A 13917-nucleotide genomic window follows, 5' to 3' on the forward strand; every position below is an offset into this window, starting at 1 on the left:
GCAGCCCTTAGGCAGCGGCTCTGTTTGTCTTGACCAGGTTAGCAACGCGATCAGAAACCTGTGCGCCCTGTCCTACCCAAAAGTCCACACGATCCAGGTCAACGCGCAGGCGCTCTTCCTGTCCACGGGCAATCGGATTAAAGAATCCAACACGCTCAATAAAGCGCCCGTTACGTGGGTTGCGGCTATCAGTCACGGTCAAGTGATAAAAAGGGCGCTTTTTGGAACCGCCTCTTGCTAATCTGATTGTTACCATCGTCTGCTAACTTCCTTTAAAGTGGTGGTATTTGCGTACATCGCAGTACGAGACACGCATACCTAACCGACCGGGGGGCCGGAAAAGGCGCGTATTCTACGCCAAAGCGGGGGCATTTTAAACCCCGTAGAAGAGAATTTCTTCAGGTATTTCCGCGCCTTAGCGCTACCTGCCGAGCCACTGGCGAGGCACCTTTACCGCAGCTGGGGCTCTACTTGAACGGCGGCATACCCGGGGGCATACCGCCAGGACCAGGACCACCGCCGCCCTGCATCATGCCGCCCATGCCACGCATCATTTTCTCCATACCGCCGCCCTTCATCTTTTTCATCATCTTCTGCATTTGCTTGTGCTGCTTCAAGAGACGATTAAGATCCTGCACCTGGGTACCGGAGCCCAGCGTGATGCGACGCTTGCGCGAGCCCTGAATCAGCTCAGGGCGCCGACGTTCAAGGGGTGTCATGGAATTAATCATAGCTTCCATACGAGCGAACTGCTTGACGTCAACCTGTTGCTGGGCCATTTGCGCCATGTTGCCCATACCGGGTAGCTTGTCCAGCATCCCGGTGATACCGCCCATACTGGTAATCTGCTGCAGCTGATCGCGGAAATCCTCAAGGTCGAAGCGCTTACCCTTCTGAACCTTACGCGCCAGTCGTTCAGCCTTTTTCTTGTCGAGCTTCTGCTCTGCCTCTTCGATCAGCGACAATACGTCGCCCATACCAAGAATGCGCGAAGCGAGGCGATCAGGGTGAAACGGGTCCAGCGCTGTAGTCTGCTCGCCCACACCCAGGAACTTGATTGGCTTGCCCGTAATCGCACGCACCGACAGCGCCGCACCACCGCGGGTATCTGCGTCAACTTTAGTCAGTACGACGCCGGTCAGCGGCAGTTTCTCATTGAAGGCTCGTGCCGTGTTCGCGGCGTCCTGACCGGTCATTGCATCCACCACAAATAAGGTCTCGACCGGGTTAATCGCCTTATGCAGACCAGCAAGCTCATCCATCATGGCTTCATCAATACCCAGACGACCGGCGGTATCGACCAGCAACACATCACAAAACTTGATACGCGCCTGCGCCAGTGCCGCCTCGACGATATCAATAGGCTGCTGCGAATCATCACTGGGAAAGAAGGTCACCCCCACTTCCTCAGCCAGCGTTTCCAACTGTTTGATAGCCGCAGGACGGTAAACATCAGCGCTTACTACCATTACCGACTTTTTATCGCGCTCTTTGAGCAATCGGGCAAGTTTAGCGACCGAAGTGGTTTTACCCGCTCCTTGCAGGCCGGCCATCAATACCACTGCGGGCGGCTGCGCCGTAAGGTCTAGGGCCTCGTTACTTGCCCCCATCAGTGACTCAAGTTCGGCTTGAACGACTTTAACAAAGGCCTGTCCGGGGCTGAGGCTGCGCGAGACTTCCTGACCGATGGCCCGCTGTTTCACCGCCTCGACAAAATCTTTTACCACTGCCAGAGCGACATCTGCTTCCAGCAGCGCCATACGCACTTCGCGCAGCGTCTCCTGGATATTATCTTCGCTCAGCGTGGCCTTGCCAGTAATACTGCGCAGGCTATGGGATAGACGGTCAGTCAGATTCTCAAACATGGATAGATCTCGCTACTATTGCTTATACCCGGACAAATCGGTACAAAGGCGGGAGTATACGTTACCGCGAAGTCATCCCCAACCATGGTTGTCACCAGTTTTACTGCCGCTGCTATTTATCTACTGGTCGCCACCTTGCAATACAGGTCGATCCGGAGCCAGCAGCCTGCCTCACGCACCGCAATACTGAGCCTATCCTGGATGGCTCTCTTGCTGCATGCCGTCTGCGCTATTGCCGCGATTCAGTACGCGGAGGGCATCAATCTTGGCTTTTTCAAGATATCCGCCATTATTTCTCTGATCATTAACCTGGCCTTTTTGCTTAATGTGCAGTGGCGGCCGGTCCAGAACCTGCTGATCATACTGTATCCGATAGCCGCCATCACAGTCGTCACTGCCTCCCTCGCCCCGGGTAATCAGACTCCTTTACATAACCTCACGGGCGGTATGCTGTTGCATATTGGCAGCTCTATACTGGCCTATGCCGTGCTCACACTGGCAGCCTGTCAGGCCGGCATGGTGGCTCTACAGGACTATCAGTTGCGCCATCGGCACCCCATTGGCCTGGTGCAAATCTTGCCACCGCTGCAGGTCATGGAAAAAATCCTGTTTGAAATGCTGTGGGCGGGCCTGCTGCTGCTTACCCTGTCAATCGGCTCGGGGATGGTATTTCTGGAGAACATGTTCGCCCAGCAACTGGCTCACAAGACGGTCCTGTCTATCTGCGCCTGGGCACTTTTTGCGGTGCTGCTCTGGGGGCATCACCAACTCGGCTGGCGCAGCCAGACCGCAGTGCGCTTTACACTAACCGGTTTCATTGCCTTGATGCTCGCCTACTTCGGCAGCAAGCTGGTACTGGAAGTTATCTTACAGTAGCAATAGCCACAATTGAGTGCTTGCGAGTCGACCGCTTTTTCTGCAAGATTGCGTTTTATTCCATTGCAGGTTTACCCCTAGTTGAACGAAGCACCGCTGGGTCTTCTCTTTTCCATTCTTGTAGCACTTATTTTTCTGTCGGGATTCTTCTCCAGTTCGGAGACCGGCATGATGTCGCTGAATCGCTATCGCTTAAAACATCTGAAGAGTTCAGGGCATAAGGGCGCCAAACGCGTCAGTAAGCTACTGGCCAGACAAGATCGCCTGATCGGGTTAATCCTTATCGGCAACAATCTGGTGAATATTCTGGCTTCCGCCATTGCTACGGTCATTGCCATTCGACTGTGGGGCGACGCTGGCATCGCCATTGCCACACTGCTGTTAACACTGGTGATTCTGATTTTTGCCGAGATCACACCCAAAACCCTGGCCGCCCGTTACCCGGAGAAAATAGCCTTCCCGGCCAGCCTGATACTGACTGTACTACTGCGAGTCTTTTACCCGCTGGTGTGGTTGGTGGGCGGCATTACCAACGGCATACTCAAACTGTTTGGCGTCAACCCTGCCGAGCGCGCCGACATGTCAATAACCACCGATGAACTGCGCACCATTGTGAATGAGGCGGGCAACCTGATACCGGACCGCCACCAGGGGATGCTGCTGAATATACTTGAGCTTGAAAGCGTGACTGTCGATGACATTATGGTGCCGCGCAGTGAGGTCTATGGCATCGACCTGGCAGAAGCCGACGAGGTGATTCTGAAGCGCATTCAAGCCTCGGAATATACCCGTTTGCCGCTCTATACGGATGATATCAATGAGGTCAGTGGTGTACTGCACATGCGCACCACCAGTCGTTTTATCAGCGAAGCCGGACTGGATCGCAACAAAATGCTGGCCGAAGCTGCCGAGCCCTACTTCATACCCGAAGGCACGCCACTGCACACGCAGCTGCTTAACTTCCAACGTAAAAAGAACCGTATGGCGGTGGTGGTTGATGAATACGGTGTGTTGATGGGCCTGGTGGCACTGGAAGACATTCTGGAAGAAATTGTTGGCGAGTTTACGTCTAATCTGGCCGAAACCATTGAAGATATTTATCCACAGAAAGACGGTTCCTATATTATCAATGGCAGCGCTACGGTGCGCGACATCAACAAATCGCTGGAATGGCTCCTGCCAACCGAGGGACCCAAAACCCTCAGTGGATTACTACTGGAGCATCTGGAGGGTTTTCCCGACGGCAACGTGTGCATCAACATCGAGGACTACCGACTGGAAATTCTGGAGCTGCGCGACAATGTGGTGCAGGCTGCGAGAGCCAGTGAGGCTTCTTCTCAAAGGCGCTAAAGGTCTATCACAGCACCTGCATCGCGCGCACGCTGCGCACACCGCGCCAGCACCTCACGCTTGCCATCATCATTGAGCATGCTCCAATCGGTTATCTCAATAGCACTGCGGTAGCAGCCCTGACAAATATCTTCCTCGTCGAGAAAACAGATAGAAACGCACGGTGAACTTATCTGCCGCTCACTCATCCCTTTTGTTCCTCCAGCCCCCGGCTGAAGCGGTGGCCATTTTCGACATAATGAACGGCGTTCATGGCAAATAGCTCGCGCTGCTCGGCACTCAACTCGCGCTTGATGCGCGCCGGCGTGCCCATGACCATACTGCCATCGGGAATTTCCATGCCCTCAGGTACCAGGCTATTGGCACCAATTACGCAGCCTTTGCCGATCTTCGCACCATTGAGCACCACCGCATTAATACCGATCAACGTGCCGTCGCCAATGGTGCATCCGTGCAACATGGCGTTGTGACCCACCGTGACATTAGCACCGACGGTCAACGGCACACCGGCGTCAACGTGGCACACGGTACCGTCCTGAATATTACTACCCGCGCCAATATGGATTAGGGCGCTATCACCGCGCATCACCACGCTGAACCAGACGCTGACGTCTTGCTCCAGCACAACGTTACCGATCACCGCCGCATTGGGGGCTATAAAATGCCCGCTGCCGCGTAGTTCCACTTCGTGCCCATCGAGGCTGTACATCATGTATCGTTTCTCCAATAAGCGCCCAACGGTAGCTGAGCAGCGTGGGTAATATTAACCAGGCGCACCAGCATGGCTGCGGTTATGCCCCAAATACAATATTGCTGATAATCATACCGCGGAACCTGCCGCTGCGCGCCGGCATATTCAAAACTGTCGAAGCTGAGATTACTGGCATCGGCCAAAAATTCCAGCGGCACGCTGAAGATTGTATCTAACTCTTGCGGGTTCGGCTCAAATTTGACCTCTCCCAACAGGCGACCCACGCAGGGCGTGACCTCAATACCAGTGCGCGTCACAACCGGAGCCATCGTCCCTAGCTGTTCCACCTGACGCGCGGGCAAGGCAACTTCTTCATTGGCTTCACGCAGCGCCGTAACCCAATGGTTGGAGTCTTCGGTATCGCAGCGGCCGCCGGGGAACGCTACCTCACCCGCATGCAGGCGCATATGATCAGCGCGGCGCGTTAGCAGAACCTCGGGCTCTGCCTCCAATTGCTTAAGTAACACCAATACCGCTGCCTGCGGCAATGTCGCGCTCTGCTCACTGGCACCGCCGGCGGACTCTAACGGCAGGGCCTGCTGTAAACGCAATAGCATTTTGTCTCGAGTCAACGGCTTGCTTGCTCCAGGCTCAAAGGCCAAAGATCATAGGCCGGCTCTTCATAAGGATGCGCTAGCAGCAGTGCCTCACGCGCAGAGTTGACCCATTCTTCGGCAACCACCATTTCAACTTTATACTCGGCCAGCTGCTCCAGCTGACCCAGCTCTCCAATATGCGGCTGGCTACCCACAAGCGGCCGAAACTGTCCCATACCAACGGTTTGCCAGCAGCAGTGCTCATAGTCACCAACGCGACCAGCGCCCGCCGCAAATAACGCCGACTTAACCGGCTCCAAATGCGATTCTGGCACATAGAAACACAGCTTATAAAGCTTGCGTGCTTCAGGCACCTTCGGGGCCCCGCTGCTGCTCCGCGTACCAACGTTCGCTGTACTGTTGCAAACTACCGGTTTCGATCGCAGTCCGCATCGCCTGCATATGCGTTTGGTAGTAGCGCAGGTTATGTATGGTGTTCAACTGCGAGCCCAATATTTCGTTGCACTTGTCCAGGTGGTGCAGATAAGCACGGCTGAAGTTTTTGCAGGTGTAGCAATCGCACTCCGGGTCAAGCGGCAAAGTACTGTGGCGGTGCATGGAGTTGCGCAGCCGCACTACGCCGCGGGAGGTAAACAGATGGCCATTGCGGGCATTACGCGTCGGCATAACACAATCAAACATATCGACGCCCTGCTTGACGCCTTCCAACAAGTCGGCGGGCGTACCCACCCCCATCAGATAGCGCGGACTCGCAGCGGGTATAGCACTGGTAATACCGCGCAGCACCTCCATCATTTCGTCTTTGGGTTCACCCACCGACAAACCACCAATCGCGTAACCATCAAAACCGATTTCGAGTAGTCCGGCCAGCGACTGCTGGCGCAGATCCACGTGCATACCGCCCTGAATAATGCCAAACAAGGCGGCACCACTGTCGCCATGGGCATCTTTACTCCGCGCAGCCCAACGCAAAGAAAGTTCCATGGAGTCCAGCGCTTCCTGATGCGTGGCCGGATAAGGCGTGCATTCATCAAATATCATCACGATGTCTGCGCCCAAAGTACGCTGTATCGACATGGATGTTTCCGGGTCCAGGAACACACTGGCACCATCGACCGGAGAGCGAAACTTGACGCCGGCTTCGCTGATTTTGCGCATTTCTCCCAGACTGAACACCTGAAAGCCACCAGAATCAGTCAGAATCGGACCCTGCCATTGCATAAAGTCATGTAGATCACCGTGGGCGGCAATCACTTCCATGCCCGGCCGCAGCCACAAGTGAAAAGTATTGCCGAGGATGATCTGTGCACCAATTTCCTCAATATCTCGGGGCAGCATGCCCTTGACCGTGCCATAGGTGCCCACCGGCATAAACGCCGGTGTCTCCACCACGCCGCGCGGAAACTCGAGGCGACCACGACGCGCTGCACCATCGGTGGCAGCCACGGCAAAACTCATCTGGCAATTATCAACACTCATCGCGCACCCCTTTGCGGCAGCAGAAACATGGCATCACCATAACTGAAAAAACGATAACGCTCCTCCACCGCTTGTTGATAGGCGCTCATGACTTGCTGATGTCCAGCCAGGGCACTGACCAACATAATCAACGTCGACTCCGGTAAATGAAAGTTAGTGAGCAACGCGTCTATTACCTGAAACCGATACCCCGGATAGATAAAAATTCGGCTATCCCCCTGCCAGGGTTGCAGTGTGCCGCCGCCTTCACTTGCAGCCGTCTCTAAAGCACGAACGACGGTGGTACCCACAGCTACCACGCGACCGCCGCGGGCCTGAGTGTCGGCTACCTGCTCACACAGTGCCGCCTCCACCTCGAGATACTCCGCGTGCATGTGATGGTCTTCTATGGCATCGGCGCGCACCGGCTGAAACGTTCCGGCACCCACGTGCAAGGTGATAAAACCCGTGTCCACCCCGCTCGCCCGCAGCTGTTCGATAAAATCAGCACTAAAATGCAGACCTGCCGTAGGTGCAGCTACCGCACCGTCACGTTCACCATAAACGGTTTGATAGCGTTCCCTATCGAGGCTTTCGTCTTCACGCTCGATATAAGGTGGCAGTGGCATGTGGCCGATCTCGCGCAGCATGTCCAACAGGCTGGCCTGCTCCTGAAGCTGCAAATGAAACAGCTCGCCCTGCCGCCCCAGCACCAACAATCGAGCGCGGGTTGCGCCCGGCTCCTGCTGTGCTCGCAGTAACAGCTCGGTGCCAGCACGCGGTGATTTACTGCAGCGCACATGCGCCAGCATCTCGGTATCGGAGAGCATACGCTCTACCAATACCTCAGCCTGGCCGCCGCTGGTTTTCTGGCCCCACAAACGGGCGGGTATAACCCGGGTATTGTTGAAAACCAGTAAGTCGCCGGGCTGCAGGATGTCCTGCAAATCCACAAACTGTCGGTGTTCGGTGCTGCCGTCGCGCCCATCCAGGCACAGCAACCGACTGCCCGTGCGTTGCGGCAATGGATAATCGGCGATCAGTTCCGCCGGTAGATCGTAATCAAAGTCACTGCGTTGCATAAAAGATAAATCCGCGTCCAAGCGTCGTGATTATACAGACCACTAAATCAAAAAAGCCGGCACAAGGCCGGCTCCTTCAGAACAAGTCGAACTCTACTTGTCCTTTTCTTCCTCAGCAGCTTCTTCTGCCGCAGGGGCTTCTTCTTCAGCAGGTGCTTCTTCGGCAGCCGCTTCTTCAGCAACTTCTTCTGCTGCTTCTTCAACTTCTGGCTCAGGCTCAGGCGCCGCAGCTACCGAGACGGTCAGCAGACCTTCCTCGACCAAAATGCGCACCTTCTCCTCACCGTTGACCTGACGCTTGTTGGCATCTTGCACAGCGTAACGCTTGTCACCGCGCTGATAGATGGTGTATTCGCTGGTCTTCTTAACAACTTTCATCGCCATTTCTCTTTCTCCTCGAGATACTCAGACAGACGGGGTAGCCCCGAAACAGGCGCGAAGTCTACAGATAATCGGAGAAATCGCAAGGGAAAGTCATTGAAGTCCGGCGTCTGTATAGATAGAATCCGCGCTCTGCAATATACCTTCCCTGTGCCGGAGTGGTGAAATTGGTAGACACGTCGGATTCAAAATCCGATGCTAGCGATAGCGTGCCGGTTCAAGTCCGGCCTCCGGTACCACTTTTTTGTTTTAACCCGAGCGCTCCAGCAGGCGTGCCGGCCGAATGTCGGACCATCAAGTACGGCCTCCGGTACCATCTTTATACAAATACTGAACCACCCAGCAGGCGTGCCGGCCGAATGTCGGACCATCAAGTACGGCCTCCGGTACCATTTAACACCCCCGCAATCTCTGATAATTGCGTACACCCTCCGAAAGCCCAGGCATTCGTATCTCAGCGTGTTGACTTGCTGATGTTTCAAACGCTGATGAAAACATCATTTCCTGAAGCTGACTATATGTGATAGCTAGCCGCAGGCTGCGCTCATGATCCATTCTCCGGACGCACTTAGCATAAGATCACCCAGCGCGGAGCACTGAGTCAGGGGCCCACCCGAATTGAAAAGACTTGAATCCGTTGTATAGACGCCCAAATTCTCTGTGCCAGACAAACTGAACAGAGCCAAATTCGCTAAAAACCCTGATAGTGCTGCTCATTTTGTGACCCGGGTCAAAAAACGATTTTGCTGGCTTTGATAAAGTGGAGAGAGTTGGTGAAACTGGCCCGTCAACACTAACCTGATCTTCGTCATGAAAACCAAGACCAGAGCACTGACACAACTTCTGCTTGTGAATATATACTGGCATTGGTATTGCTTGATCTCTTGTTATTAAAGGTTAAAAAAGGCATTGCTAAATGAATCGACGTGAATTTTTCCATCTCACAGCTGTTGGTGGAATTATTGCTTCATTCCCAACGGTTTCACTTTGCCGAGAAAGTATTTACCTCATGCCTTCAGGTGGCGATGATACCGAAGCAATTAACACTGCGTTGAAAGCCAGCGCTCGTATTGGCGTGCCCGTGATACTTTCACAGGGTGCTTATACTGTTACAGATAGTATTATTGTTCTAGTTGGCGCTAAGCTTATCTCGCAAGGGGAGTCTAGCTTGATCACATTTACTGGTCAAAGCACGCACGCAGCCATCACGATCCATAGACCATGCCATAGTGATGCTGTTAAGAACCTGCATGTAAAGGATAGCCGATCACTAGTTCCAATGACGGCCATGATTGGGTGATGAAATGTCTTTAGCTATTAGACTTGGTGATGCAACGACATCCCAGCAATTATTAAATGTTGTTACGTTAAAAAATCCTAAAGATTTCCCCATAGCTGCAACAGTTTCTAAAAATGGAACTGTTAATATTGATTCAGCGTCACTGCGATTAGATGAATTACCGGACAGAGGAATCTGGACAATACGTGTGAGGTTTACAGACTTGTCGCCTTGGACAAGTTATACGTATTCTATAGTTCAAGATGGTAAATCCATTGATGGATCTTTCCAAACATTGCCCGATAATCAAACAACGCCATTTTCCTTTATTATCGGCACGTGTGATGGCCCAAATCCTACCAATCCAACCAATACATATAAGACAATAAGGCAAGTTGTTGAGAATTCAACTATTCCGGTTCTCCATATGTTCATCATTGATGATGTGCATTATGCAGACAATTTTACTGTTGATGATCCAACAACTGGGTTTGTGTCGACAGGATTACCACAGGATACAGGCTTAGCAGGTGACTATGCAAAGTCATGGGCTGCAAACTATGGCCTGATACCTAGTGAACCAAAATGGATGATGCCAGATCGACAATGGGTATACAGGAACATTTCTTGTAGTTACTCAGGTGGCGATCATGCTATCGCGTCTAATTGGTGTAGAGGTGACGCGAATCCGGAAGGTCATGATAGGATGAGTAAAGATTGTATGAGAGGCCCTGGTAGCTTAGAAGATGTTGCTGGTAGTGAATGGGATTCTTTTTTTGGAAATATCAATCCAGATCCATTAAGAGCTGGACAATGGTATTGGGGAAAAGAGATGGGGCCAGTCAAGATGACGCTTTGGGATATGTCAAAAACATGTGAACCTTTTGACTCAAGGTTGCCAACTGACACGCAGTGTTACGGTGCTCAGCAAATTTCAGATCACATGAAGTATTTAGATGTAGATACGCACCCATTTAAAATAGGATTACATGAGTCAGGATTGACTTTAATGGGCCAACCATGGCTTGAATTTCATAGAACAGAAGCAGAGGCTTGGTATAAAGACTTTATAACGCGTCCTAACTTAAATGGCTCTAATGGGAGTTTTGTTTCTATTTATGGGGATAATCACACAGTACATACTTTAAAACTTGATGACTTTTGGGTGTGGAGCCCTGGGACATTAGGTGATGCAAGAGCTGTAGGAGGTATAAATGCTTTTAATCCAGATCGGTCATGGGGATGGGGTGGTATTCCCAAATATGGCGAATCCTCGAGTAAATTAATAGGTGACAGGTTCATACATAACTTCACAATGGTTACTGTTCACGCTGATAAATCACCTATGTACATTGATATTGCACACATTGATGGTGGCAGAGGTGTAGTTAAGTATTCTGCACGACTTATTCACAAGTCTATAAAGAATCAAATGGTAGAGCTATGATCTTTAACTGGTGCTATTACCCTCTTGAAACAGATGGAAATGTAAATGGAATTCAAAATCCATTGCCAAATTTTACTATTCAGCATGGCAACCCCTGGGAAGCAGGTAATGATTGGTTTAATGGTAACGGGCTAGATACAAGCATAGTATTACCTTGGGAATCAAATGTTGCTTTGTTTGATGGTCTGGCGTTGCCTGATAATGGTGCTTACATGCTTGGTTTTCAGATCCAACTTGGTGCTGCGCCACAATCTAATCAAACAATTCTCTTTTGCGGTCACGTAGGCAATGGAAATAAAGACAAAGATGGTATTAGAGTTGATTACAGAACAAATGGAAGGGTAAGGTTCACTTTCTTTAATAAAAATCATACAAATATTATCAAAGAAACTGATATTGTAAGTAATAGCCTAAGAAATATATTTTGCTATATTGACCATCGACCAGCAGGGATAGGAGTTGATAGCGCTAATGTTCATGTATATGAGGATGGTACAGATGTAAATGCAACTCCTTCAGGAGTCAGTTTAAGCTCATTAGGTAGTATATATCCACAGCAGGTAAATTCGGCTACAGCGTTGATAATAGGTGCCTATCAAGTAAATGGGCAACCATTTGCAGGTACGCATTACAACGGAAAGGTTAGAAGGATTCATATAATGAAGTTTGGTTCATTGGCAGAAGATACGCCAAGCAACATAGCTGAAATAATGAACGAACTTTCCCTGAAAAACATGATACCAACGGCTGCAGTTGTTCAAATTGCAGGCTTACCATTAGATGAAATCACACAAGACTTTGTAAGATATGTTTAATAAGCATAGTACAAGTAGTTGTTGGTTATAAAAAAACATCATACATGCTGCAAAATCACTCATTAATCATTTTATTACCTTTTCGTAGGCTTATACTTTTTTTGGCGTATTTATGTTCTTCTCTCATGAGTACACCATCTGTTGCTGATTTGGTAGACCGAGGTTTTGGTTTTATCTATGACACAGATTTAAATATAACATGGTTATACGATGCAAATTATGCTTCTTCTGAGCTCTCTGATACAAGAGTGAGTGACATCATAAGTGCCGTTGTTTCGGTTGATGGGCACGCATTATCTGCAAACGACTTTTTCAAAAATGCCTCCAGCGAGTATACCGGTCAGATGACATGGTGGGGCGCAAAAGCATGGGTTGATCAACTCGAATACTCTCACCCACAGCTTGGAATCATATATGATCAATGGCGACTACCTTTAGTATCCATATCTAATGGAAGCTGCGCTAACTTTGATGGCTCACCTAGAGCCGATACATATGGATACAATTGTGTAGATAGCGAGTTAGGCAGTCTTTATTATACTGAGTTAGGTGGTACATCCTCAATTACAACTTCAGGGATTGGTTCGAGCGATGATCAAGATTTATCCAAGTTTATAAATGTTCGTGAAAGTTTCTATCACTTAGATAACATCGCTAGCCCATGTTTGAATTTACCTGGCTCTGCCTGTAATGTGTATTTCAGCTTTTATAGTGGATTTCAGTGGGGTACTTTAAAAAGAAACATGAATTATGTCTGGGCCGCTCTTGATGGTGATATTGCTGCATTTGATGTTGATCAGGACACAATTACAGACTTAATCGATAATTGTCCAGTTAAGTCGAACACTGATCAGTTAAATAATGATCTTGATGGTCAGGGCGATGCATGTGATACCGATGATGATAATGACGGATTAACAGATGCTACTGAACAAATAATTGGAACGAATCCGTTAGCTATAGACACCGATAATGATGGGTTCTCTGATTACGATGAGGTTAGTGCTGCTAGTGACCCACTGGATGATGCCTCTATACCTATTACCGCAGATGGTGATCTAAACAATGATAGCATTGTAGATGCTCGGGACATTCTTCTTGGTCAGCAAATTCTGCTAGGAATGGTTCAATTAACTGCCGATCATCTGGCTCATGGTGATGTTGCGCCGTTAATTAGCGGTACGCCTTCACCAAATGGTTTATTTAATCTTGGTGACTTAGTTGTTATACAACGGAAAGTTATGGGCACAATTAGTTATTAAAAGCACTTGTCATATCAAATTTCTAGATTGAGAATGACCGCTATTGGCTGCGGTTTCAACCGGTCAATGCAACACACTGGTTAAATCGTTCTGCCGGTATTTCATAGTTTAGCGTTTTTCTTGGTCGCTCGTTTAGTGTAGGTTTCCGGTGAAGGACCCCGTAGCTAGTCAGGCATGTTCCATGGCATGAGTTTTTCTACATCGGCCATGTAAGCACTAGGCAATTTCTCAAACAACCAACTCAGGTAACTGTAGGGCTTTTTGCCGTTCGCCTTTGCACTTTCCACTAAACTATAAAGATTTTCACTAGCAGTGGCGCCGCGCTGACTATTACTAAATAACCACGATTTCCTACCTATCACAAAGAGACGTATCGCATTTTCGGCTGGATTATTATCAATCGGCCACTCACCATTCTCAATATATCGACTCAGCTCAGGCCAATACTCCAGGGTGTAATTCACGGCCTTGTCCAATGTCGTTTTCGGCGGTATCTGCTGCTGACTTTTGAGCAGCTAGGTGTGGAACTGCTTGAGAACTGGCACGCTGCTTTGCTGTCGGCAACGATGCCGCGTAGCGGCATCGCTATCCTTGGTTTGTTTTTCTGCGCCGTATTGCGTATTCCGGCCCAACGTGAACACCCATTCCGGGTTGAACGTGAACACTTTTCCAGTTTTTCCGGAATGGGTGTTCACCTTCCCGGAATCACTGCCCACGTTCAACCGGAATCTTTCTTAACGCATTGATATTCCATTGATCTGGTAGGCTCTCCGCTTTTTAGGGGAGAGACCATA

The 13917-nt window shown here is 50.1% G+C and carries 17 protein-coding genes and 1 tRNA gene; 8 read left to right on the forward strand and 10 right to left on the reverse strand.

The window, feature by feature from the left end:
• Positions 1 to 7: 7 nt before the first annotated feature.
• Both rpsP and ffh read right to left on the reverse strand, forming a co-directional pair.
• Entirely contained in the window at positions 8 to 256 is a 249-nt protein-coding gene (gene rpsP, locus EYC98_RS13110) for a 30S ribosomal protein S16 (RefSeq protein ID WP_279245791.1), read from the reverse strand.
• Positions 257 to 467: 211 nt separating this feature from the next.
• Entirely contained in the window at positions 468 to 1865 is a 1398-nt protein-coding gene (ffh, locus tag EYC98_RS13115; RefSeq protein ID WP_279245792.1) for a signal recognition particle protein, read from the reverse strand.
• 201 nt (positions 1866 to 2066) lie between these two features.
• On the opposite strand from ffh, the gene EYC98_RS13120 reads away from it, so the two are divergent.
• Positions 2067 to 2741 (forward strand): cytochrome C assembly family protein, encoded by a 675-nt coding sequence (locus EYC98_RS13120; RefSeq protein ID WP_279245793.1) that lies wholly within the window; start codon positions 2067 to 2069, stop codon positions 2739 to 2741.
• 81 nt (positions 2742 to 2822) lie between these two features.
• A complete protein-coding gene (locus EYC98_RS13125; protein WP_279245794.1) occupies positions 2823 to 4091 on the forward strand; it encodes an HlyC/CorC family transporter in 1269 nt (422 codons plus the stop codon).
• Here EYC98_RS13125 and EYC98_RS13130 read toward each other — a convergent pair.
• From EYC98_RS13130 to EYC98_RS13160, 7 genes are all read right to left on the reverse strand, one after another.
• Complete coding sequence (locus EYC98_RS13130) at positions 4088 to 4279, reverse strand: DUF1289 domain-containing protein (RefSeq protein WP_279245795.1); 192 nt, start codon at positions 4277 to 4279, stop codon at positions 4088 to 4090. The genes EYC98_RS13125 and EYC98_RS13130 overlap by 4 nt on opposite strands.
• On the reverse strand, positions 4276 to 4803 hold the full coding sequence (locus EYC98_RS13135) for a gamma carbonic anhydrase family protein (RefSeq protein ID WP_279245796.1): 528 nt from the start codon (positions 4801 to 4803) through the stop codon (positions 4276 to 4278). The genes EYC98_RS13130 and EYC98_RS13135 overlap by 4 nt, the downstream gene beginning before the upstream one ends.
• Positions 4800 to 5414 (reverse strand): CoA pyrophosphatase, encoded by a 615-nt coding sequence (locus EYC98_RS13140; RefSeq protein ID WP_279245797.1) that lies wholly within the window; start codon positions 5412 to 5414, stop codon positions 4800 to 4802. Before EYC98_RS13140 ends, EYC98_RS13135 begins: the two co-directional genes overlap by 4 nt.
• Complete coding sequence (locus EYC98_RS13145) at positions 5411 to 5752, reverse strand: YqfO family protein (RefSeq protein WP_279245798.1); 342 nt, start codon at positions 5750 to 5752, stop codon at positions 5411 to 5413. Before EYC98_RS13145 ends, EYC98_RS13140 begins: the two co-directional genes overlap by 4 nt.
• Positions 5745 to 6857 (reverse strand): tRNA guanosine(34) transglycosylase Tgt, encoded by a 1113-nt coding sequence (gene tgt, locus EYC98_RS13150; protein ID WP_478219250.1) that lies wholly within the window; start codon positions 6855 to 6857, stop codon positions 5745 to 5747. Before tgt ends, EYC98_RS13145 begins: the two co-directional genes overlap by 8 nt.
• A 17-nt stretch (positions 6858 to 6874) precedes the next feature.
• A complete protein-coding gene (gene queA / locus EYC98_RS13155) occupies positions 6875 to 7939 on the reverse strand; it encodes a tRNA preQ1(34) S-adenosylmethionine ribosyltransferase-isomerase QueA (RefSeq protein WP_279245800.1) in 1065 nt (354 codons plus the stop codon).
• A gap of 93 nt (positions 7940 to 8032) precedes the next feature.
• Positions 8033 to 8317: a hypothetical protein gene (locus EYC98_RS13160; protein ID WP_279245801.1), complete on the reverse strand. Its 285-nt coding sequence runs from the start codon at positions 8315 to 8317 to the stop codon at positions 8033 to 8035.
• Between the two features lie 155 nt (positions 8318 to 8472).
• Here EYC98_RS13160 and EYC98_RS13165 point away from each other — a divergent pair.
• From EYC98_RS13165 to EYC98_RS13185, 5 genes are all read left to right on the forward strand, one after another.
• Positions 8473 to 8559 (forward strand) — tRNA-Leu (locus EYC98_RS13165).
• A 677-nt stretch (positions 8560 to 9236) separates the two neighbouring features.
• Complete coding sequence (locus EYC98_RS13170; RefSeq protein ID WP_279245802.1) at positions 9237 to 9620, forward strand: hypothetical protein; 384 nt, start codon at positions 9237 to 9239, stop codon at positions 9618 to 9620.
• Positions 9613 to 11046, forward strand: coding sequence for a hypothetical protein (locus tag EYC98_RS13175; protein ID WP_279245803.1), 1434 nt, complete (start codon positions 9613 to 9615; stop codon positions 11044 to 11046). The genes EYC98_RS13170 and EYC98_RS13175 overlap by 8 nt, the downstream gene beginning before the upstream one ends.
• On the forward strand, positions 11043 to 11861 hold the full coding sequence (locus EYC98_RS13180) for a hypothetical protein (RefSeq protein ID WP_279245804.1): 819 nt from the start codon (positions 11043 to 11045) through the stop codon (positions 11859 to 11861). Before EYC98_RS13175 ends, EYC98_RS13180 begins: the two co-directional genes overlap by 4 nt.
• A 125-nt stretch (positions 11862 to 11986) precedes the next feature.
• A complete protein-coding gene (locus EYC98_RS13185; protein WP_279245805.1) occupies positions 11987 to 13123 on the forward strand; it encodes a thrombospondin type 3 repeat-containing protein in 1137 nt (378 codons plus the stop codon).
• Positions 13124 to 13287: 164 nt separating this feature from the next.
• Here EYC98_RS13185 and EYC98_RS13190 read toward each other — a convergent pair whose 3' ends face one another.
• Entirely contained in the window at positions 13288 to 13638 is a 351-nt protein-coding gene (locus tag EYC98_RS13190) for an IS66 family transposase (protein WP_279246085.1), read from the reverse strand.
• Positions 13639 to 13644: 6 nt separating this feature from the next.
• Between EYC98_RS13190 and EYC98_RS13195 the strand changes: the two genes are divergently transcribed.
• Positions 13645 to 13869, forward strand: a complete 225-nt coding sequence (locus EYC98_RS13195; RefSeq protein WP_279245806.1) for a hypothetical protein — start codon at positions 13645 to 13647, stop codon at positions 13867 to 13869.
• Positions 13870 to 13917 lie beyond the last annotated feature (48 nt).

Origin of the sequence: Candidatus Litorirhabdus singularis (assembly GCF_026262625.1) — a bacterium.
In the GTDB taxonomy this organism is placed as follows: Bacteria; Pseudomonadota; Gammaproteobacteria; order Pseudomonadales; family Halieaceae; genus Litorirhabdus; species Litorirhabdus singularis.

What these genes read in the sequence shown, in the direction of transcription:
- rpsP (WP_279245791.1), bottom strand. Translation starts at nt 256, where the DNA reads ATGGTAACAATCAGATTAGCAAGAGGCGGTTCCAAAAAGCGCCCTTTT.
- ffh (WP_279245792.1), bottom strand. Translation starts at nt 1,865, where the DNA reads ATGTTTGAGAATCTGACTGACCGTCTATCCCATAGCCTGCGCAGTATT.
- EYC98_RS13120 (WP_279245793.1), top strand. Translation starts at nt 2,067, where the DNA reads ATGGCTCTCTTGCTGCATGCCGTCTGCGCTATTGCCGCGATTCAGTAC.
- EYC98_RS13130 (WP_279245795.1), bottom strand. Translation starts at nt 4,279, where the DNA reads ATGAGTGAGCGGCAGATAAGTTCACCGTGCGTTTCTATCTGTTTTCTC.
- EYC98_RS13135 (WP_279245796.1), bottom strand. Translation starts at nt 4,803, where the DNA reads ATGATGTACAGCCTCGATGGGCACGAAGTGGAACTACGCGGCAGCGGG.
- tgt (WP_478219250.1), bottom strand. Translation starts at nt 6,857, where the DNA reads ATGAGTTTTGCCGTGGCTGCCACCGATGGTGCAGCGCGTCGTGGTCGC.
- queA (WP_279245800.1), bottom strand. Translation starts at nt 7,939, where the DNA reads ATGCAACGCAGTGACTTTGATTACGATCTACCGGCGGAACTGATCGCC.
- EYC98_RS13160 (WP_279245801.1), bottom strand. Translation starts at nt 8,317, where the DNA reads ATGAAAGTTGTTAAGAAGACCAGCGAATACACCATCTATCAGCGCGGT.
- EYC98_RS13170 (WP_279245802.1), top strand. Translation starts at nt 9,237, where the DNA reads ATGAATCGACGTGAATTTTTCCATCTCACAGCTGTTGGTGGAATTATT.
- EYC98_RS13180 (WP_279245804.1), top strand. Translation starts at nt 11,043, where the DNA reads ATGATCTTTAACTGGTGCTATTACCCTCTTGAAACAGATGGAAATGTA.
- EYC98_RS13185 (WP_279245805.1), top strand. Translation starts at nt 11,987, where the DNA reads ATGAGTACACCATCTGTTGCTGATTTGGTAGACCGAGGTTTTGGTTTT.